Genomic DNA, 18309 nt, shown 5'->3' on the forward strand with positions numbered 1-18309 from the left:
CCTGCGACGCGCAGGCACTCGTCAGGCTCTCAGCTTTCCGTTGACGCCTGTTCGAGAGAGCGCCACTTGATGCCTGCAGCGATGAAACCGTCGATCTCGCCATCGAAGACGGAATCGGGCTGCGTCGACTCGTGCCCGGTGCGGAGATCCTTCACCAGCTGCTGGCCGTAGAGGAAGTAGGACCGGATCTGGTCGCCCCAGCTCGCCGTGATGCTGCCGGCGAGCTCCTTCTTCTTCGCCGCTTCCTCCTCGCGCTGGAGCAGCAGCAGTCGGGTCTGCAGCACGCGCATGGCAGCGGCGCGGTTCTGGATCTGGCTCTTCTCGTTCTGCATGGAGACGACGAGGCCGGTCGGAAGGTGGGTGATGCGCACCGCAGAGTCGGTGGTGTTCACCGACTGGCCGCCTGGCCCCGATGAGCGGTAGACGTCGATGCGCAGATCGGTCTCCGGCACGTCGACCTCGGTCGCCTCCTCCAGGAGCGGGATCACCTCGACGCCGGCGAAGCTCGTCTGGCGCTTGTCGGCTGAGCCGAACGGGCTGATGCGGGCGAGCCGGTGGGTGCCCGCCTCGACGGAGAGGGTGCCGAACGCGTACGGCGCATCGATCTCGAACGTCGCCGACTTGATGCCGGCACCCTCCGCATAGGAGGTGTCGAGCACCTTGGAACCGTACCCGTGCTTCTCCGCCCAGCGCAGGTACATGCGCAGCAGCATCTCGGCGAAGTCGGTCGCGTCGTCACCCCCGGCGCCCGAACGGATCGTCACGACGGCGGCGCGCTCGTCGTATTCCCCCGACAACATCGTCTGCACCTCGAGGTCCTGGATCGCCTTTTCGAGGTCGGTGAGCTCGCTCGCGGCCTCGGCGGCAGCCTCGGCATCGTCGGCCTCGGTCGCGAGTTCGACGAGCACCTCGAGGTCGTCCAGTCGCTGCTCGACTCCCCGCACGCGCCGCAGCCGCGCCTGACGGTGGCTGAGACCGCTCGTCACCCGCTGTGCAGCCTCGGGATCATCCCAGAGATCAGGCGCGGACGCCTGAGTCTCGAGGTCCGCGATCTCGGACTCCAGACGGGAGAGATCCAGAACGGCGGCGATGTCGTCGTAGGTGGCGCGGAGGGAGCGGATGCGGGCGCTGAAGTCGAGATCGAGCATGATTGCCCCAGCTTACTCTCTACGCTTGGGCGAGACGCTTCTGTCGCGAGATCCGCGTCATCTGTACGACGATCACCAGTACCAGCGCTCCGATGAACACCATCGCGGCGAGCACGTTTGCCTGAGCAGGTACTCCGCGCAGGGCCGACGTGTAGATGAACTTCGGGAACGTGTTCTCGGTTCCGGCGTTGAAGTTCGTGATGATGAAATCGTCGAACGACAGCGCGAAGCTGAGCAGCGCCGCACCGATGATGCCTGGCATCAGCATGGGCAGCGTGATCCGCCAGAACACCTGCGCAGGCGACGCGTAGAGGTCGCGCCCCGCCTCCTCGATGGCGGGGCTGAGGCTCGCGACGCGCGCCTTCACCGCCACCACCACGTATGAGATGCAGAACATGGTGTGCGCGATGATGATCGTGCCGAGCCCTTTCTCGACCCCGGCGAGCAGGAACTGCGCCGCGAGCCCCGCTCCGAGCACGACCTCGGGGGTGGCCATCGGCGTGAAGAGGAGCAGGCTGATCGTCGACCTGAACTTGAAGCGGTAGCGGACGAGCGCGATCGCGATCGCCGTTCCCATTACGGTGGCGGCGAGGGTCGCGACGGTGCCGATGAGGATGCTGTTGCCGAACGCTTCGCAGACCGCCGGAGCGCCACAGGGGTTCGACCAGTTGTCCAGCGTGAAACCGCGCCACGTGATGTTGTTGCGCCCCGCGTCGTTGAACGAGAAGAGGATCACGTGCCCGATGGGCAGCAGTAGGTAAATGAGCGTGATCGCCGCGACCACGGGGACGAAGAGCTTGCCGAGACTGAATCGTTTCACAGGAGATCCTTCGCTCCGCTGCGACGCACATAGGTTGCGACCAGGATGAGAATGGTGGCCATCAGGATCACCGATAGCGACGCCGCCATCGGGTAGTTCTGCGTCTGCAGGAAGCTCGCCTCGATGACGTTGCCGATCATGGTCGTATTCGTCGATCCGAAGAACTCGCGCGACGCGTTGATGTAGTCGCCCGACATCGGGATGAAGCTCAGCAGCGTCCCGGAGACGACGCCCGGCATCGACAGCGGGAGCGTCACCCTGAAGAACGTGGCGACCGGGGACGCGTAGAGATCCGACCCAGCCTCGACGAGTTTCAGGTCGAGCGACTGCAGCGACGAGAACATCGGCAGCACCATGAACGGGATGAAGTTGTAGATGAGCCCGAAGATGACCGCCGCATCCGTTCCGATCATCTGCGACGGAAGGATCTGCTTCCAGGCGAGGGCCCGCAGCAGGAAGCTGATGAAGAACGGGGCGATGACCAGGATCAGGAGCACACCCTGGGCGACCGGGAAGGGTCGCATGGTCACACCGATGAGGTATGCCAGGGGGTAGCTGATCAGCAGGCCGACGAACGTCGCGATGAGCGCGTAGACGAAGGACCGCACAATCTGAGGCCAGTACTCCGAGATCGCCGTCGCATAGTTGGCGATTTGGAATGCCTGCACGTAGTCACCGATCGCCCCGCTGTCCGCGGCGGTCTGCACCGACGTGATGACGAGCTGGATGAAGGGCGCCAAGAAGAACAGGAGCATGTAGGCGATTCCCGGGGCGAGCAACGCGAGCGCGATCCAGGGTCGCTTCCGTGGCGCCTGCGTGACCTCGGTGTCGGTCGAGGCGAAAGCTGCGAACGCCATGGTCCTATGCCACCGTCTCGCCCTGAGCGGCGATCACCTGCGTCGAGAACTCGGTCGTCAGCGCACCGGGGTCGAGCCGGTCGTCGGCGAGGCCGAAGGTGTGCTCGGCGAGCCAGCTCACCCACACATCCTGCCCTGCCGCCGCGGCGGGGCCGGCCTCGACGTTCTGCGCGAAGACCTGTACCGAACCGAAGACTGGCGACTCGACCGTGTACTGCGTGCTCACCCCGATGAACGCGGCGTCGGTGATCCGGCCCGGCCCCAGAACATTCACGCTAGCGCGCGGTTCGGGCTCGGCGTGGTGGAGCCTCAGCTTCTCGGGCCGGACGCCCACCGTAATCTCTCCGCTCGTGCGCTCGGTGCGATGCTTCGGCACCGTGATGCCCTGACCGCCGAGATCCGTGTGGATCGCGTTCTCGTTCTCGCCGGTGACCGATACCGAGAACAGGTTGGACTGACCCAGGAAGCTCGCGACGAAGACGGTGCGCGGCAGTTCGTAAAGTGCTTCCGGCGCCCCCATCTGCTCGATACGTCCGCGATTCATGACGGCGACGGTGTCCGCCATGGTCATCGCCTCCTCCTGGTCATGGGTGACGTGGAGGAAGGTGAGTCCGACGGACTGCTGGATCTCCTTCAGTTCGTGCTGCATCTGACGCCGCAGTTTCAGGTCGAGTGCTCCGAGCGGCTCGTCGAGAAGCAGCAGGGCGGGCCGGTTGACGACCGCGCGCGCCAGTGCCACGCGCTGCTGCTGGCCGCCCGAGAGCTGAGCCGGCTTGCGATCGGACACGTGGTCGAGTTCGACGAGCTTCAACGCCTCATGCGCTTTCGCGAGCGGATCGCCGACCCGACGACGACGCAGCCCGAAGGCCACGTTCTCGAGCACCGTCATATGCGGGAACAGCGCATACGACTGGAAGACCGTGTTCACCGGGCGACGGTGCGGTTTCAGGTGCGTCACGTCGGTGCCACCGATGAGGATCTGGCCCTCCGTGGCATCCTCGAGCCCTGCCACGAGGCGGAGCGTCGTCGTCTTGCCGCACCCCGATGGTCCGAGCAGTGCGAAGAACGATCCGGCTGGGATCGTGAGATCCACCCCGTCGATCGCGGTGAAACCCGGGTACTCCTTGCGGATGCCGGTGAGGCGGAGATCCGCCCCCGACTCCGCGAACTTCTGCGCATCGACCATGGTCTACAGCCCCAGCACCGACTGGAAGGCGGCCGTGTACTGGTTGTCCTCCTGTGGCGTCAGCGTGCGGAACCCGTGCAGGCGAGAGTTCATCTGGTCGTCGGGGAAGATGAGCGGGTTGTCGACCTGGTCGGGATTGACGCTCTCCATGGCCTCCTGAGCACCCGCCACCGGCGTGACGAACTGGACGTAGTCGGCGACCTGCGCAGCAACCTCTGGCTGGTAGTAGTAGTTGATCATCTCTTCGACGAGCGCCTTGTTCTCGGCGCTCGTACCGTTCGGAACCGTGAACGAGTCCGCCGCGATCACGCCGCCCGACTCGGGCACCTCGAGCGTCCAGCGGTCGCCCTGCTCGAAGTTGAGCGCCGCGATGTCTCCAGTCCACGCGATCGCCGCGAGCGTGGTGTCGGTCTCCAGATCCTGCGTGTACGAGTTGCCCTTCACCTGGGTGATCTGTCCGCTCTTGATCCCATCGTCGAGCCAGGCGAGAGCGGCGTCGAACTCCGCGTCGCCCCACTCACCTGCGATGTCGACGCCCTGGGCCGACATGATGATGCCCATGGTGTCGCGCATCTCCGACAACACACCCACTTTGCCCTTGAGCTCGGGCCGCAGGAAGTCATCGAGCGTCTTGATGCCATCGGGAACCGCCTCGGTGTTCCAGACGAATCCGGAGGCCGGGGCCTGCCAGGGGATGGTGAACTTGCGCCCCGGATCGACGTCGAGACTGTCGACCAGGGACGGGAGGAGGTTCGAGAGGTTCGGGATGTTCGCGTGGTCGAACTCCTGAATCTGCTCAGCTTCGAGCAGTCGGGCATTCATCCAGTCCGTCAGGGTGATCGTGTCGTAACCCGTGAACTGTCCGAGCTCGAGCTGGTCCTTGATCTTGCCGAAGAACGTGTTGTTGTCGTCGATGTCCTCGATGTACTGGACCTCGATGTTGGTCTCTTCCATGAAGGAGTCGAGTGAGGTCCAGCTGCCGGTGTCCGCGTCGTAGTCAAGGTAGTAGGTCCAGTTGCCCCAGACAATCTTGCCCGCCGAACCATCTCCGGCCGCGCCCCCACCGCCCGCGCAGGCGGAGAGCGTGGCGGCACCGACACCGGCGCCGGTGAGGAGAGCGCCGCGCAGTAGCGACCGGCGGTCGAGCTGCGCACCGCTCATCATGCCGATGAGCTTGCGCACCATCGGGTCTTCGGGCATACGTCTGGCCATGAGCACACTCCCTCGTGATCTCCACATGTGGACGTTCAGAGAATGGCACATCGACACCCCTGATGCCACAGCGAACGCGCGCTTGAAACAAAAACTTCATCAAAGAAGTCGCCACACAGGTGAAAACTATTGATATCCACGGTCAGCGTCACCCCAAACCACGGATTCCGCAGGCCTCTGTGAAAACGTTGCCGTCCGCACCGCGCGACGAGGGGATTATCATGCCGAGAGACCCAACGGCGACCATGTGCTGAGAATATGCGCACACATTAGACCCGCGAACAACGAAATCCTTTGCTTTTTCCGGGTAGGAATGTCAGAATCGACAGTGTGAGCGCGAAACGGACTCAGCAAGGCCTCGACTCGACGTCGAAGGCGATCATCGAGCAATTGCAAACCGATGGACGCCGTTCGTACGCCGAGATCGGCAAGGCCGTCGGTCTCAGTGAAGCTGCCGTGCGTCAGCGCGTGCAGAAGCTCACGGACGGTGGTGTGATGCAGATCGTCGCGGTGACGGATCCGATGCGACTCGGATTCAGCCGTCAGGCGATGCTGGGCATTCGCGCCAGCGGCGACACCCGTGTCGTCGCGGATCAACTCGCCGAGATGCCCGAAGTGGACTACGTGGTGCTCAGCGCCGGTTCCTTCGACATCATGGCCGAGGTCGTGTGCGAGGACGATGACGATCTCATCGAGCTCCTCAACCGCAAGATCCGCGCCATCGACGGCGTCGCCGAGACTGAGACGTTTGTATACCTCCAACTCAAAAAACAACGATACGACTGGGGAACACGATAACCATGTCCTACGATCCGACCGCGGCATTCGACACCGCCGCCCTGCAGGCGAAGGCGTCGAGCCACCTTTGGCCGCACTTCACCTCGCGCAAGGTTCTGAACGACGGCATCCCCGTCATCACTCGCGCCGAGGGCCACAAGATCTACGACGCCGCCGGCAAGGAGTACATCGACGGCCTCGCTGGTCTGTTCGTCGTCAACGCCGGTCACGGCCGCGAGCGCATCGTCCAGGCGGCCGCGAAGCAGATGCAGCAGCTCGACTTCATGCCGCTCTGGTCCTACGCGCACCCGGCAGCTGTGGAACTCTCCGAGCGCCTCGCGAGCTACGCCCCCGGCGAGATGAACAAGGTGTTCTTCACCACTGGCGGCGGCGAAGCAGTGGAGTCGGCCTTCAAGCTGGCGAAGCACTTCTGGAAGCTCAAGGGCCAGCCCATGAAGCACAAGGTGATCTCCCGCTCGGTCGCCTACCACGGCACCCCGCAGGGCGCGCTCGCGATCACGGGCATCCCCGACATGAAGAAGTTCTACGAGCCGCTGACCCCGGGTGGTCACCGGGTGCCGAACACGAACTTCTACCGCGCTGAAGAGATGGGCGCCCCGACCGAGCTCGAGGCCTTCGGCCAGTGGGCGGCGAACCGCATCGAGGAGGCGATCCTCTTCGAGGGTGCCGACACCGTTGCCGCCGTCTTCCTTGAGCCCGTGCAGAACTCCGGTGGCTGCTTCCCGCCACCCCCCGGATACTTCAAGCGCGTGCGCGAGATCTGCGACCAGTACGACGTGCTGCTCGTCTCGGACGAGGTCATCTGCGCCTACGGACGCGTCGGCGACTTCTTCGCCTCGAAGGCGCTGGGCTACGAGCCCGACATCATCACGTCTGCGAAGGGCATCACCTCGGGCTACGTCCCGCTCGGTGCGATGATCGTCGCCGATCGCGTGTCGGAGCCGTTCCAGTCGGAGGACAACACCTTCTACCACGGCTTCACTTTCGCGGGTCACCCGGCCGCTGCGGCTGCCGCACTCGAGAACCTCGACATCTTCGAAGAAGAGGGCCTCAACGAGCGAGTCCGCGAGAAGAGCCCGCTCTTCCGCGCCGAGCTCGAGAAGCTGCTCGACATCGACATTGTCGGTGATGTGCGCGGCGAGGGCTACTTCTTCGGCATCGAGCTCGTCAAGGACAAGGCGACCAAGGAGACCTTCAACGAGGAGGAGTCGAACCGGCTGCTCCGCGACTACCTGTCGCCCGCACTGTGGGAAGCCGGCCTCTACTGCCGCGCCGACGACCGAGGAGACCCCGTCATCCAGCTCGCTCCCCCGCTCACCATCGGCGAGTCGGAGTTCGCGGAGATCGGTGGCATCCTCCGCAGCGTTCTGAAGGACGCATCCTCGAAGATCTGATCCGATCCTCGAGCACCCGGACGGCCCGCTCCACTTCGGTGGGGCGGGCCGTTCGCTTTCTCTAGACTGGTGCGCATGCCAGCGCTTCTCGACGCCATCGCAGCAGGCCCCGTCGTTCTCGACGGCGGCCTCGGCACCCACCTGGAAACCCGCGGCAACTCGGTCGCCTCCGCACTCTGGTCGGCGAAGCTGCTGCGCGACCGGCCCGACGAGGTAAAGGCCGCGCACCGAGACTTCTTTGCCGCCGGCGCCCGCGTCGCGACGACCTGCTCGTACCAAGTCACGTACGAGGGCTTCGCGTCGGAGGGGGCCGACCGTGACGAGGTCGACGCGCTGCTCCGATCCAGCGTGGAGATCGCTCGCCGAGCCCGCAGCGAGGCCGGCTTGACGCCCGAACAGGCGTGGGTCGCGGCATCCATCGGCCCCTACGGCGCCTCACCCGGTCAGGGCACCGAGTACACGGGCGACTACGACCTCGACGTCGATGGTCTTCGCCGATGGCACCGTCCCCGCCTCGAGGCCCTCGCCGCGTCCGGCCCCGACGCACTGCTCTTCGAGACGGTCCCGGCACTCGACGAGGTCGAGGCGATCTGCCGCGAGCTCGCCGGGTCGGGTGCGGCCGCCCTGCTCAGCGTGACCGTGGGCACCGGCGGCGCCCTACGAACGGGCGCGTCGCTGACCGACGTCGCCGACTGGGCGGACCGCACCCAGGAGATCCGCGCGGTCGGCGTGAACTGCGCGTCGCTCCGAGATGCCGACACGGCGATCCGTACGCTCAGTGAGCGCACCGCGAAGCCGCTGATCGCCTACCCCAACACCGGAGAGACGTGGGATCCGGCTTCCCGCTCCTGGTTCGGCGACGCCGCCCCCATCGACGCCTACGTCGAGGGTTGGCTCGACCGCGGCGTCCGTCTCATCGGCGGCTGCTGCCGGGTCACGACCGGCGACATCGAGCGGATCGCGGAGTGCGTGGGGCGCTGGGCTACTCCGTCCCCGCGTTGATCGTCGCCGTCTCGATGGCGCCATACTCGGATTTGCCGCTCTCGAGGATCTCGAGGTAGCTCCCGTCGTCGATGAGGCGCTGCAGTGCTTCGGCGAGCTGCGGGGAAAGGTCGCTCCCCTTCGCCACGGGGAAACCGTAGGGGACGGTGTCGAAGAGGTCGCCTGCGACCTCGAGCTCCCCGTCCAGCTGATTCACCGCGTCGATCGTCACCGGTGAGTCGGCGGAGAATGCATCCGCCTTGCCGAGCACTACGGCGTTCGTCACTTCGGGCTGCCCCGTGTAGGGTTCGATCTCGATGCCGGGCTCGCCGGCCTCCTGGCAGGCGGCGTCCCGCTCCGGCAGCTCGATGAGGTGCTGCGTGCCCGTCGCCATCACCGCGATCGTGAGGCCGCAGGCGGCGTCAGGATCGACGTCGCTGCCCGGCCGCGCCGCCCAGAGCGTGCCGGCCTCGTAGTAGTTCACGAAGTCGACGGCCTCCTGCCGCTCCAGAGTGTCCCCGAAAGACCCGACGCCGACGTCGATGGTCCCGCCCTCGATGCGCGGGAGGATGCTGTCGAACTGCAGCACCTCCCACTCCACCTCGAGCCCGAGCTCATCCGCGATCGCCGCGACGAGATCGACCGCCCACCCCGTGGGCTCACCGTCGTCGGTCTTGAACTCGTTCGGCGGATAGTCGACGATCGTGCCCACCTTCAGCACCCCGGACTCTTCGATCTCGCTCCAGGTACGCGCCTCGCTCGATCCCTCGGTCGGCGCCTCGGCCGCGGCCTGCTCGGAGGCCTCATTGTTCACGCACCCCGTGAGGAGGAGCGCTACGGCGGCGAGGAAGGCGGGAGCTGCGGAACGGAGTTTCACCCCACTATTCTGTCCGCGCTCCGGGGAGCAGCCGCGCATGTGACGGACGGTGACACGGGCGTCATGGCTCCGTGGCGCTCTGGAACTCCACCCGCGGTGCTCCAGGTACGGGGAAGAGTTCCCCACGAGGCCCCTTCACCACGCGAGTGAACGCAATCTGTTCCGAACTTCGGCTTTTCAGCACGAACAGCGTTCACTCGGCGAGCGCGAAGGAGGGGTAGAGAGGGCAGGGGGGGGAACGCAGAAGCGCCCCGCTTCCGAAGGAGCGAGGCGCTTCGCAGTGTCTCAGGCGTATCGCCGAAACCTGCAGCGAACTTAGCGGCGCAGACCGAGACGCCCGATGAGGGCGCGGTAACGCTCGATGTCCACCTTCTGCAGGTACCCGAGCAGACGACGACGCTGGCCGACGAGCAGCAGGAGACCGCGGCGCGAGTGGTGATCGTGCTTGTGGTCCTTCAGGTGCTCGTTCAGGTCGGTGATGCGGCGGGTGAGCATCGCCACCTGGACCTCGGGGGAACCGGTGTCACCTGGGGTGGTCGCGTACTCATCGATGATCGCCTTCTTGACCTCTGCATTCAGTCCCATATGGCGGTCCCCTTTCTGTCGTTGCGCGGCGCAACCAGCCCGATGCTGGTGCTCTCTTTCTCCGCGGCCGTTCTGACGGCAACCTCAGTATCTTAGCACCTTTCGCCGCGGCCGGGCAGATCAGGCCCCGTCGCCGCTCGACGCGAAACGGTTACGGCACGGTTACGGGAGGGAAACGACCGGGACACGCTTACGAAACAGACCGGGCGGAGACTGATCCCACGTTCACACTCGGCCCCCCGAGAGAAAGGTGCCTCCTATGGAAGCCACAGACGTCTGGATGCTCGCGAGCACCGCACTCGTCCTCGTCATGACCCCCGGCCTCGCGCTGTTCTACGGCGGACTCGTCAGAGTTCGCTCGGTCGTCAACATGATGCTGTTCAGCATCAGCGCCATGGGCGTCGTCGGCATGCTCTGGATCCTCTTCGGGTACGGCATGAGCTACTTCGCCGAGGGTGAGACCGGCTGGTTCGCCGGTAACCCCATGAAGGATCTCGGGCTCGTCGCCACCGATCAGGCCGACTTCATCGGCATCGGCTTCGGCGTGACCTTCGCGATGATCGCGACCGCACTGATCTCGGGCGCGATCGCCGATCGCGTCGGTCTCGGTTCCTGGATCATCTTCTCCGGCGTCTGGGCCGCTCTCGTCTACTTCCCCGTGGCGTCATGGGTCTGGGGCGGCGGCTGGGTCATGCAGCTCGGCGATATGCTCGGCACCCCAGAGGTCATTGACCTCGCGGGTGGTACAGCCATCCACATCAACGCGGGTGCTGCTGCGCTCGCCCTCGCGATCGTCGCCGGGAAGCGTCGCGGCTTCGGACCCGGCTCGCACCGCCCCCACAGCCTGCCGCTCGTCACGATCGGCGCGGCACTCCTCTGGTTCGGCTGGATCGGCTTCAACGCCGGCGCGGCGACTGAGGCGGGCGAGGCCGGTTTGATCCTCGTCAACACCATCGGCGCCCCCGCCGCGGCGATCGTCGGCTGGCTGATCATCGATGCGATCCGCGGTCGCAAGCCCAGCGTCGTCGGCGCTGCATCCGGTGCCATCGGCGGTCTCGTGGCCATCACGCCGTCGGCGGCGAACCTGTCGCCCGTTTGGGCACTGCTGCTCGGCATCATCGCCGGTGGCGCCTGCGCTTTCGCGATCGACTGGAAGTACCGTCTCGGCTACGACGACTCGCTCGACGTGGTGGGCCTGCACCTCGTCGCCGGTGTCATCGGCACCATCTACCTCGGCTTCTTCGCCTTCGACGACGGACTGTTCATGGGCGGCGACGCCGGCCTGCTGCTCGTCCAGACGATCTCGGTCGTCGGCGTGATGCTCTACTCCTTCGTGGTCTCGCTGCTCATCGCCCTCGCCGTCAAGGCCATCACGGGCCTCCGTGTCCCTGCAGCCGTCGAGGATGCCGGTATCGACCCGGTCGCCCACGGCGAGGAGGCGTACGCGCTGACCGCCGAGGAGCTCCGCGAGCAGCGCGAAGAGGAGGGACGCCTCGTCAGCGCTCCGTAACACCGGGACTAGGCTCGGAACATGACCGCAGCCGCACTCCCCGACGTCGACCCCGCCGCCCTCGCATCACTCGCATCACGGCTCGCCCACCGCGTGGCAGCCGAGATCCTGGAGATGCGGGGGCGCGGGGTCGACGTCGCTGCCACGAAATCCAGCGACGTCGATGTGGTGACAGCCGCCGACCAAGCCGCAGAACGCCTGCTCACCGACGCGCTCATCGCCGAGCGCCCCGAAGACGGCATCCTCGGCGAGGAGGGGGCGGGGCGCGAGAGCCGCAGCGGGATCACCTGGGTGCTCGACCCCATCGACGGGACCGTGAACTACCTCTACGAACTTCCGGCGTACGCCGTGAGCGTGGCGGCGACGGTCGCCGATCCAGATGCCTTCGCCGACGGTCGTCGAGCCATCGCTGGGGCCGTGTGCAACCCGCGCACCGATGAGCTCTTCGAGGCGTACGCGGGCGGCGGAGCCCGCCTCAACGGCTCCCCGATTCGCGTCTCCGAGAACCCCGATCTCTCGCGCGCGCTCGTCGCGACGGGGTTCGGGTACACCGTCGAGCGCCGCACCGAACAGGCGCTGGTCGTCGCGGAACTGATCCCGCAGGTCCGCGATATCCGCAGGATCGGCTCCGCCGCGTACGACCTCTGCCTGCTCGCCGCCGGCCGCCTCGACGCCTACTACGAGCGCGGACTGCAGCCGTGGGACTATGCCGCCGGAGCGCTCATCGCCCGGGAGGCAGGCGCCAACCTGCTGGGCGCCGACGACCGCACCCCGCCGGGCGAACCGTACCTGGTCGCCGCGAACGGGGTGCTCGCCGCGCGTCTGCACGCGGCGCTGGGGCTGTCTCCCGCCGCAGCGTAGCGCGGCCCAGGATCAGGCGACGCCGAGCGCCGCCTCGATCGGACCGCGGGCGAAGAAGATGACGAAGCCCGCCGCGACCACCCACAGGAGCCAGTGGACCTGCTTGGCCTTGCCGCCGAGCGCGTGGATCAAGACCCACGCGACGAACCCCGCACCGATCCCGTTGGCGATCGAGTAGGTCATCGGCATCACGGTGACCGTGAGGAACACTGGCAGCAGCACGTTGAACTGCGAGAAGTCGATGTGCCGCACCTGGGCCATCATCATCGCTCCCACGACGACGAGGGCTGCGGCGGCGACCTCCGTCGGCACGACCTGCGTCAGCGGCGTGAGGAACATCGCCGCGATGAACACGAGCCCCGTCACGACGTTTGCGAGTCCGGTGCGTGCTCCCTCGCCGATACCGGCGCCCGACTCCACGAAGACGGTGTTCGAGGAGGCCGAGGTCAGGCCGCCGGCGACGGCGCCGACGCCCTCTACGACAAGCGCCGACTTCAGACGGGGGAAGTTGCCGCGATCATCGGCGAGGCCCGCCTCGCGCGAGAGGCCGGTGAAGGTGCCCATCGCGTCGAAGAAGTTCGTGAACAGCAGCGTGAAGACCAGCATGACGACCGTCACGATGCCGACGCGGGCGAAGCTGAAGTCGACGGCTCCGATGAGACTCAGATCGGGCAGACTGAAGGGCGCGCCCGAGAGCGTGGGAACCGTGAGGCTCCAGCCGCCGGCGTTTCCGTCGGCGACCGCGCCGAGATGCCAGACGGCCTCGACAATCACGGCCACGATGGTGCCGGTGCCGAGCCCGATGAGCAGCCCGCCGCGCACCTGCTTCGCCACGAGCACGCCCGTGATGACGAGGGTGCCGACGAAGATGAGCGTCGGCACGCTGCCGACGGAGCCGCCCACGCCGAGGCCCACGGGCGGCGATGCTTCACCGGTCGAGGTGACGAAACCGGCGTTCACGAAGCCGATGAACGCGATGAAGAGGCCGATGCCGACGGTGATCGCGAGCTTCAACTCGACGGGAACCGCGTCGAAGATCATGCGGCGGAGGCCGGTGACGGCCAGCAGCACGATGAGCAGGCCGTTGATGACGACGAGCGCCATCGCTTCGGGCCAGGTGACCTGGCCTACGACCGAGAAGGCCAGGAAGGCGTTGATGCCAAGTCCCGCCGCGAACGCGAACGGGAGGCGGGTGACCACGCCGAAGAGGATCGTCATGACGCCCGCGGTCAGCGCTGTCACGGCGCTCACGGCGGGGAATGCGAGCTGGTTGCCGTCGACGTCGACACCGCTCGTCAGGATGATGGGGTTCAGCACGACGATGTACGCCATCGTCACGAAGGTGACGAGACCGCCGCGCACCTCGCGCCCGAATGTCGAACCGCGCTGGGTGATCCCGAAGTAGCGGTCCACCCCGCCCCGGAATCCGCTGTACTGCGGAGCGCCGGGCCCGTCCGGCTGCGTCGTCTCTGTGGCTGTCACGTTCTCCCCGACCTCACTCAATGCACGAGATTTCGGCACCGTACGGCGCACGAACGGGCGTGCGCTCGCGCGCCCGGAGAGAAACGCTACCACTCACGGCAGCGGCGCCCGGCTGACCTCGAAGGGCAACCGGGCGCCGCTGCGCGAGCGATCGGGTGTCAGCCGACCGAGACCAGGTCGATCACGAAGATCAGGGTCTTCCCCGCGAGCGGGTGGCCCGCCGCGTTGCCGTATGCCTGGGCGGGCGGAACGATGAGCTTGCGTCGGCCGCCCGTCTTCATACCGGGGATGCCGATCTGCCACCCCTCGATGAGCGACCGGAGGGGGAACCGGATGGTCTCGCCGCGGCTCCACGACGAATCGAACTCTTCACCGGACTCGTAGTCGACGCCGAGGTAGTGCACCTCGACGGTCGAACCGCGCTCGGCCTCGGCGCCGTCACCCTCGACGAGGTCGATGACCTCGATCTCGGCGGGCGGAGGGCCGTCGGGGAAGTCGATCTCGGGCTTGGTCAGTGATGCGTCAGTCATAGGCGCCATTCTCTCGCGGTCGGGCGGGGAAGTCTTGGCCTTTCGCTCTCAGAGGAACCTGCGGTCATCCTCGTCGATGGCACGGAGATGGGAGCGTCCGCATTATCGGATACCCTGGACACGTGAAATTCGCGCATCTGAGCCTCTCCCCCGATACCGACCCCGAACTCGTCGTCGTCGACGGTGACTCCGCGACTCCTGTGCGCCGATTCGGCGTCGAGGCCGCGACGCTCCAGGAGCTCATCGCTTCGGGTCCCGATGCGCTCGACCGCGTGCGCACCGCCGTAGCGGAGTCCGACGGCTCGGACGCGGTCGCGCTCTCGGAGACGACGACCGCACCCGCCGTGCTCAATCCGCCGATCGTGCTCGCGGTCGGCCTGAACTACGACGAGCACGCGAGCGAGCTCAGCCTCGACAACGACTCGGGACCGGTGCTCTTCTCACTGTTCCCGAACTCACTCAACGCGCACGAGGCCGATGTGCCACTGCCGACGCACCTGAGCGAAGAGGTCGATTACGAGGGCGAGCTCGGCGTCGTCATCGGCAAGCCGGCAAAGAACGTGTCGGTCGAGGAGGCGCTCGATTACGTCTTCGGCTACACCGTCATCAACGACATCACGGCGCGCAACATCCAGTTCGCCGAGCCCCAGTGGTCGCGCTGCAAGTCGTTCGACGGCTTTACCCCCGTGGGGCCCGTCGTCGTCACCGCCGATGAGATTCCGGATCCGCAGGCGCTCCGCATCACGACCGATGTCGACGACCTTCGCGTGCAGGATTCGACGACCGAGTACATGATCCGCTCCGTCGCCCAGCTCATATCGTCCCTGTCGCAGTCGCTCACGCTGCTGCCGGGGACCCTCATCTCGACGGGTAGCCCCGGCGGGGCAGGGAAGTCGCGCACTCCTCCGCTGTTCCTCGCCCCGGGCACCGACGTCACGGTCACGATCGAGAAGATCGGCACGCTGACGTCGCACTGCGTCCAGGGCTGAGCGTCTCAGCGGTCCAGCGGGTCTCACCGGTCTCCGGTGAGACCCGCTTCCGTTTTCAGGCCTCTTCGGGGCGCTCGACCGGCTTCTCGAGCGTCTCCACCTCACCGGCTTCGGGCGTGAGCCCGGCGAGACGAGCCGGCTGCAGCAGCTCGGCGAGTTCGTCGGCTCCGAGCAGGCCCCGGTCGACGACCAGATCGGCCACCGGTTCGTTGGTGCGCAGCGCCTCCTTCGCGAGTGCCGCCGCCTCGGCGTACCCGAGGACGGGTGCCAGCGCGGTGATCACGGTGACCGAACGCGCGACGGTGTCGGCGAGACGCTCCTCGTTCGCGGTGATGCCGTCGACACAGTTCTCGCGCAGGGTGCGGCAGGCGCGTTCCAGCCACGTGATGGACTGGAAGAGCGAGTGGGCGATGATCGGTTCGAACGCGTTCAGCTGGAGCTGCCCGCCCTCGACCGCCATCGACACCGTGACATCCGCTCCGGCGACCGAGTAGGCGACCTGAGAGACCGCCTCGGGGATGACGGGGTTGACCTTGCCAGGCATGATCGAGGATCCGGCTTGAACGGCCGGCAGGTTGATCTCGCCGAGCCCCGCCTGCGGACCTGAGGAGAGGAGCCGGAGGTCGTTCGAGATCTTCGACAGCTTGAGCGCGCTGCGCTTCAACGCTCCGGAGAAGGTGATGAAGACGCCGGTGTCGCTCGTGGACTCCACCAGGTTTCCGGCCGAGACGAGAGGCAGACCGGTGTTCTCCCGCAGGTGGCGGACCACAGCCTCCCGATATCCCTTCGGCACGTTGATCCCGGTGCCGATCGCGGTGGCGCCCATGTTCACCTCCGCGAGCAGCGCGACGGCTTCGTCCAAACGCTCGATGTCCTCGCGCAGCGTCACGGCGAACGCCGTGAACTCCTGACCGAGCGTCATCGGCACGGCGTCCTGCAGCTGCGTGCGCCCGACCTTGATGATGTGCGCGAACTCCCTGCCCTTCGCGGCAAACGCGTCAGAGAGCAGTTGCAGCTCGTCGAGCAGACTGCGCAGGGAGAACGCGAGCGCGATCTTGATCGCCGTCGGGTAGGTGTCGTTCGTCGACTGGCTCATATTGGTGTGGTCGTTGGGATTGATGAAGGCGTAGTCGCCCTTTGCGTGCCCGGCGAGTTCGAGGGCACGGTTCGTGATGACCTCGTTCGCGTTCATGTTCGTGGAGGTGCCGGCGCCTCCCTGCACCACGCCGACGACGAACTGGTCGTGGAGCATGCCGGTGCGCACCTCCTCGCACGCCCGGTCGATGAGGGTGGCGCGCTGCTCGTCGAGCGCCCCGATCTCATGGTTGGCGCGGGCTGCGGCCTGCTTGACGCACGCGAAAGCGCGCACGAAGTCGGGGTACACGGACACCGGTCGTCGGGCGATCGGGAAGTTCGCGTTCGCGCGAGCGGTGTGCACCCCCCAATAGGCGCTCGCCGGGATCTCGAGGCTGCCGAGCGAATCGGTCTCGGTGCGGGTTTGGGCGGACAGGGCATCACTCACGGATATCTGTTACTCCTGGTTCAGTGCGCACAGCGGCCCTCCCGCCGTGCAGGCACCAGACCAGCCTACTCTTCGCGCCTGCGCGGTTCCGGATCCTCACCGCTGCGCTGAGACCACCGTCGCTGAGGCGGTGCGTCGGCGTCGAGATCTTCGCGATCCGGCAGCGATACCGGCCCGGTGAGCGCCTCGGCTGCGGGGCCCTCCTGCGGTGCCGAGTCGACCGGGCCGACCAGTCCAGTGCCTCGCCGGAGTACCGAGAGCGGCGCGGTCAGCGTCTCGCTCTGCTGCGCAGGATCGATCCCGGCGTGCGGGCGCCCGGCGTGCGTGAATGTGACTCGCGCGCGCGGTCCGACGTGGATGCGGAGCGAACGCTCGGTCAGCAGCCAGACGATCCCGACACCGCAGGCCGCGAGACCAGCGGCGGCAGCGACGAACAGCGTCCATCGCGCTCCCCACGCATCGGCCACGGCTCCGACGATGGGGGCGCCGAGCGGGGTGCCTCCCATAAGCACGGCGAAGTACAGCGCGAGCACGCGACCGCGCACGAGCGGGTCGGTCGTCGTCTGCACGAACCCGTTGGCGGTGGTGAGCAGTGTCGAGGTGCAGTAGCCGAGCAGCACGAGCGATGCCGCGAACGTCCAGAACGTGGGCATGGCCGCGGCCAGCGCGCAGGCGAGCCCGAACCCGCCTGCGGAGAGGATCACGACGCGCATGCGCGCAGCGGGGCGACGGGCGGAGAGCAGTGCGCCGGTCAGCGATCCGATGGCGAGGATCGATGAGAGCACCCCGTACTCCCCAGCGCCCCGGCCGAACTCGACGGCCATGGTGGAGGACATGACGGGGAAGTTCATGCCGAACGCGCCGAGCACAAACACCATGACGAAAATCACGACGAGATCGTGACGACGGCGTACATAGCGGAATCCCGCAGCGAGCCGGGTGAGCTGCGACTCCCCCGTCGTGACCGCCCCGGCGCGGTGCGGGATCCGGATCGCTGCCAGCGCGGCGAGCACCGCGACGAACGAGACGGCGTTGATGAGGAACACCCACCCCGACCCGACGGCCGCGATGAGCACCCCGGCGACGGCCGGCCCGATCAGTCGCGCCGAGTTGAAGGAGGCCGCGTTCAGGGCGACGGCGTTCGAGAGCTGGGTCGGGCCCACGAGGTCGGAGACGAACGCCTGTCGAGCGGGAGTATCGAACGCGTTCACCACGCCGAGGGCGAGTGCGAACCCGAAGAGATGCCAGAGTTCGGCTTCGCCCGAGATAAGCAGCAGACCGAGGCCGAGCGCGAGAAGCATCAGAAGTGTCTGGGTCACCATGAGCACGCGTCTCCGGTCGAACCGATCGGCGACCGCCCCGCTGAAGGGCACGAGGAGCAACTGAGGGGCGAACTGCAGCGCCATCGTCGTTCCCACGGCGACCGCGTCGTTCGACGTGAGCTCCGTGAGCACCACCCAGTTCTGCGTCGTGGCCTGCATCCAGGCGCCCACGTTGGAGAGCAGGGCCCCCAGGAACCAGATGCGGTAGTTGCGGATCTTGAGGGAGCGGAACATG

17 protein-coding genes are annotated in these 18309 nt (G+C 66.7%); 6 read left to right on the forward strand and 11 right to left on the reverse strand.

Annotated elements, in window-relative coordinates; translation table 11 throughout:
- Positions 1 to 29 precede the first annotated feature (29 nt).
- The 5 genes from prfB to K8P10_RS11650 are packed head-to-tail and all read right to left on the reverse strand — an operon-like array spanning position 30 to position 5223.
- Positions 30 to 1148, reverse strand: coding sequence for a peptide chain release factor 2 (gene prfB / locus K8P10_RS11630; protein WP_224779077.1), 1119 nt, complete (start codon positions 1146 to 1148; stop codon positions 30 to 32).
- Between the two features lie 19 nt (positions 1149 to 1167).
- Positions 1168 to 1968 (reverse strand): ABC transporter permease, encoded by an 801-nt coding sequence (locus K8P10_RS11635; RefSeq protein ID WP_224779078.1) that lies wholly within the window; start codon positions 1966 to 1968, stop codon positions 1168 to 1170.
- Positions 1965 to 2825 carry an ABC transporter permease gene (locus K8P10_RS11640; protein WP_224779079.1) on the reverse strand — a complete coding sequence of 287 codons (861 nt, stop codon included), beginning with the start codon at positions 2823 to 2825 and terminating at the stop codon, positions 1965 to 1967. Before K8P10_RS11640 ends, K8P10_RS11635 begins: the two co-directional genes overlap by 4 nt.
- A 4-nt stretch (positions 2826 to 2829) precedes the next feature.
- Entirely contained in the window at positions 2830 to 4011 is a 1182-nt protein-coding gene (locus K8P10_RS11645) for an ABC transporter ATP-binding protein (protein WP_224779080.1), read from the reverse strand.
- A gap of 3 nt (positions 4012 to 4014) precedes the next feature.
- Positions 4015 to 5223 carry a PotD/PotF family extracellular solute-binding protein gene (locus K8P10_RS11650; protein ID WP_224779081.1) on the reverse strand — a complete coding sequence of 403 codons (1209 nt, stop codon included), beginning with the start codon at positions 5221 to 5223 and terminating at the stop codon, positions 4015 to 4017.
- Between the two features lie 330 nt (positions 5224 to 5553).
- Between K8P10_RS11650 and K8P10_RS11655 the strand changes: the two genes are divergently transcribed.
- The 3 genes from K8P10_RS11655 (at position 5554) to mmuM (ending at position 8417) form a co-directional block, all read left to right on the forward strand.
- Positions 5554 to 6021 carry an Lrp/AsnC family transcriptional regulator gene (locus K8P10_RS11655; RefSeq protein ID WP_224779082.1) on the forward strand — a complete coding sequence of 156 codons (468 nt, stop codon included), beginning with the start codon at positions 5554 to 5556 and terminating at the stop codon, positions 6019 to 6021.
- Between the two features lie 2 nt (positions 6022 to 6023).
- Positions 6024 to 7415 (forward strand): aspartate aminotransferase family protein, encoded by a 1392-nt coding sequence (locus K8P10_RS11660; protein WP_224779083.1) that lies wholly within the window; start codon positions 6024 to 6026, stop codon positions 7413 to 7415.
- A 75-nt stretch (positions 7416 to 7490) separates the two neighbouring features.
- Complete coding sequence (gene mmuM, locus K8P10_RS11665; protein WP_224779084.1) at positions 7491 to 8417, forward strand: homocysteine S-methyltransferase; 927 nt, start codon at positions 7491 to 7493, stop codon at positions 8415 to 8417.
- On the opposite strand, the gene K8P10_RS11670 is transcribed toward mmuM, so the two are convergent.
- Positions 8398 to 9273 carry an ABC transporter substrate-binding protein gene (locus K8P10_RS11670; protein WP_224779085.1) on the reverse strand — a complete coding sequence of 292 codons (876 nt, stop codon included), beginning with the start codon at positions 9271 to 9273 and terminating at the stop codon, positions 8398 to 8400. The genes mmuM and K8P10_RS11670 overlap by 20 nt on opposite strands.
- Before the next feature lie 315 nt (positions 9274 to 9588).
- On the reverse strand, positions 9589 to 9858 hold the full coding sequence (gene rpsO, locus K8P10_RS11675; protein ID WP_208237555.1) for a 30S ribosomal protein S15: 270 nt from the start codon (positions 9856 to 9858) through the stop codon (positions 9589 to 9591).
- 259 nt (positions 9859 to 10117) lie between these two features.
- Between rpsO and K8P10_RS11680 the strand changes: the two genes are divergently transcribed.
- Together K8P10_RS11680 and K8P10_RS11685 are read left to right on the forward strand one after the other, a co-directional pair.
- The gene (locus tag K8P10_RS11680) at positions 10118 to 11368 is read left to right on the forward strand and encodes an ammonium transporter (RefSeq protein WP_224779086.1); all 1251 of its coding nucleotides are present in this window, start codon (positions 10118 to 10120) and stop codon (positions 11366 to 11368) included.
- Positions 11369 to 11389: 21 nt separating this feature from the next.
- Positions 11390 to 12229, forward strand: a complete 840-nt coding sequence (locus K8P10_RS11685) for an inositol monophosphatase family protein (protein ID WP_224779087.1) — start codon at positions 11390 to 11392, stop codon at positions 12227 to 12229.
- Positions 12230 to 12241: 12 nt separating this feature from the next.
- Here K8P10_RS11685 and K8P10_RS11690 read toward each other — a convergent pair whose 3' ends face one another.
- Both K8P10_RS11690 and K8P10_RS11695 read right to left on the reverse strand, forming a co-directional pair.
- Positions 12242 to 13711, reverse strand: a complete 1470-nt coding sequence (locus tag K8P10_RS11690; protein ID WP_370631863.1) for an NCS2 family permease — start codon at positions 13709 to 13711, stop codon at positions 12242 to 12244.
- Positions 13712 to 13869: 158 nt separating this feature from the next.
- Positions 13870 to 14241 (reverse strand): FKBP-type peptidyl-prolyl cis-trans isomerase, encoded by a 372-nt coding sequence (locus K8P10_RS11695; RefSeq protein WP_305069228.1) that lies wholly within the window; start codon positions 14239 to 14241, stop codon positions 13870 to 13872.
- Positions 14242 to 14363: 122 nt separating this feature from the next.
- On the opposite strand from K8P10_RS11695, the gene K8P10_RS11700 reads away from it, so the two are divergent.
- A complete protein-coding gene (locus K8P10_RS11700) occupies positions 14364 to 15230 on the forward strand; it encodes a fumarylacetoacetate hydrolase family protein (RefSeq protein ID WP_224779088.1) in 867 nt (288 codons plus the stop codon).
- Between the two features lie 55 nt (positions 15231 to 15285).
- On the opposite strand, the gene K8P10_RS11705 is transcribed toward K8P10_RS11700, so the two are convergent.
- Both K8P10_RS11705 and K8P10_RS11710 read right to left on the reverse strand, forming a co-directional pair.
- Positions 15286 to 16752, reverse strand: a complete 1467-nt coding sequence (locus K8P10_RS11705) for an aspartate ammonia-lyase (RefSeq protein WP_224779089.1) — start codon at positions 16750 to 16752, stop codon at positions 15286 to 15288.
- Between the two features lie 65 nt (positions 16753 to 16817).
- The gene (locus tag K8P10_RS11710) at positions 16818 to 18308 is read right to left on the reverse strand and encodes an MFS transporter (RefSeq protein ID WP_224779090.1); all 1491 of its coding nucleotides are present in this window, start codon (positions 18306 to 18308) and stop codon (positions 16818 to 16820) included.
- Position 18309: the final 1 nt, after the last annotated feature.

This window comes from Leucobacter sp. Psy1, from assembly GCF_020096995.1.
Classification (GTDB): domain Bacteria; phylum Actinomycetota; class Actinomycetes; order Actinomycetales; family Microbacteriaceae; genus Leucobacter.

Excerpts from the sequence above, each read along its gene's own strand:
- prfB (WP_224779077.1), bottom strand. The coding sequence starts at position 1,148 with ATGCTCGATCTCGACTTCAGCGCCCGCATCCGCTCCCTCCGCGCCACC.
- K8P10_RS11640 (WP_224779079.1), bottom strand. The coding sequence starts at position 2,825 with ATGGCGTTCGCAGCTTTCGCCTCGACCGACACCGAGGTCACGCAGGCG.
- K8P10_RS11645 (WP_224779080.1), bottom strand. The coding sequence starts at position 4,011 with ATGGTCGATGCGCAGAAGTTCGCGGAGTCGGGGGCGGATCTCCGCCTC.
- K8P10_RS11650 (WP_224779081.1), bottom strand. The coding sequence starts at position 5,223 with ATGGCCAGACGTATGCCCGAAGACCCGATGGTGCGCAAGCTCATCGGC.
- K8P10_RS11660 (WP_224779083.1), top strand. The coding sequence starts at position 6,024 with ATGTCCTACGATCCGACCGCGGCATTCGACACCGCCGCCCTGCAGGCG.
- mmuM (WP_224779084.1), top strand. The coding sequence starts at position 7,491 with ATGCCAGCGCTTCTCGACGCCATCGCAGCAGGCCCCGTCGTTCTCGAC.
- rpsO (WP_208237555.1), bottom strand. The coding sequence starts at position 9,858 with ATGGGACTGAATGCAGAGGTCAAGAAGGCGATCATCGATGAGTACGCG.
- K8P10_RS11680 (WP_224779086.1), top strand. The coding sequence starts at position 10,118 with ATGGAAGCCACAGACGTCTGGATGCTCGCGAGCACCGCACTCGTCCTC.
- K8P10_RS11685 (WP_224779087.1), top strand. The coding sequence starts at position 11,390 with ATGACCGCAGCCGCACTCCCCGACGTCGACCCCGCCGCCCTCGCATCA.
- K8P10_RS11695 (WP_305069228.1), bottom strand. The coding sequence starts at position 14,241 with ATGACTGACGCATCACTGACCAAGCCCGAGATCGACTTCCCCGACGGC.
- K8P10_RS11710 (WP_224779090.1), bottom strand. The coding sequence starts at position 18,308 with ATGTTCCGCTCCCTCAAGATCCGCAACTACCGCATCTGGTTCCTGGGG.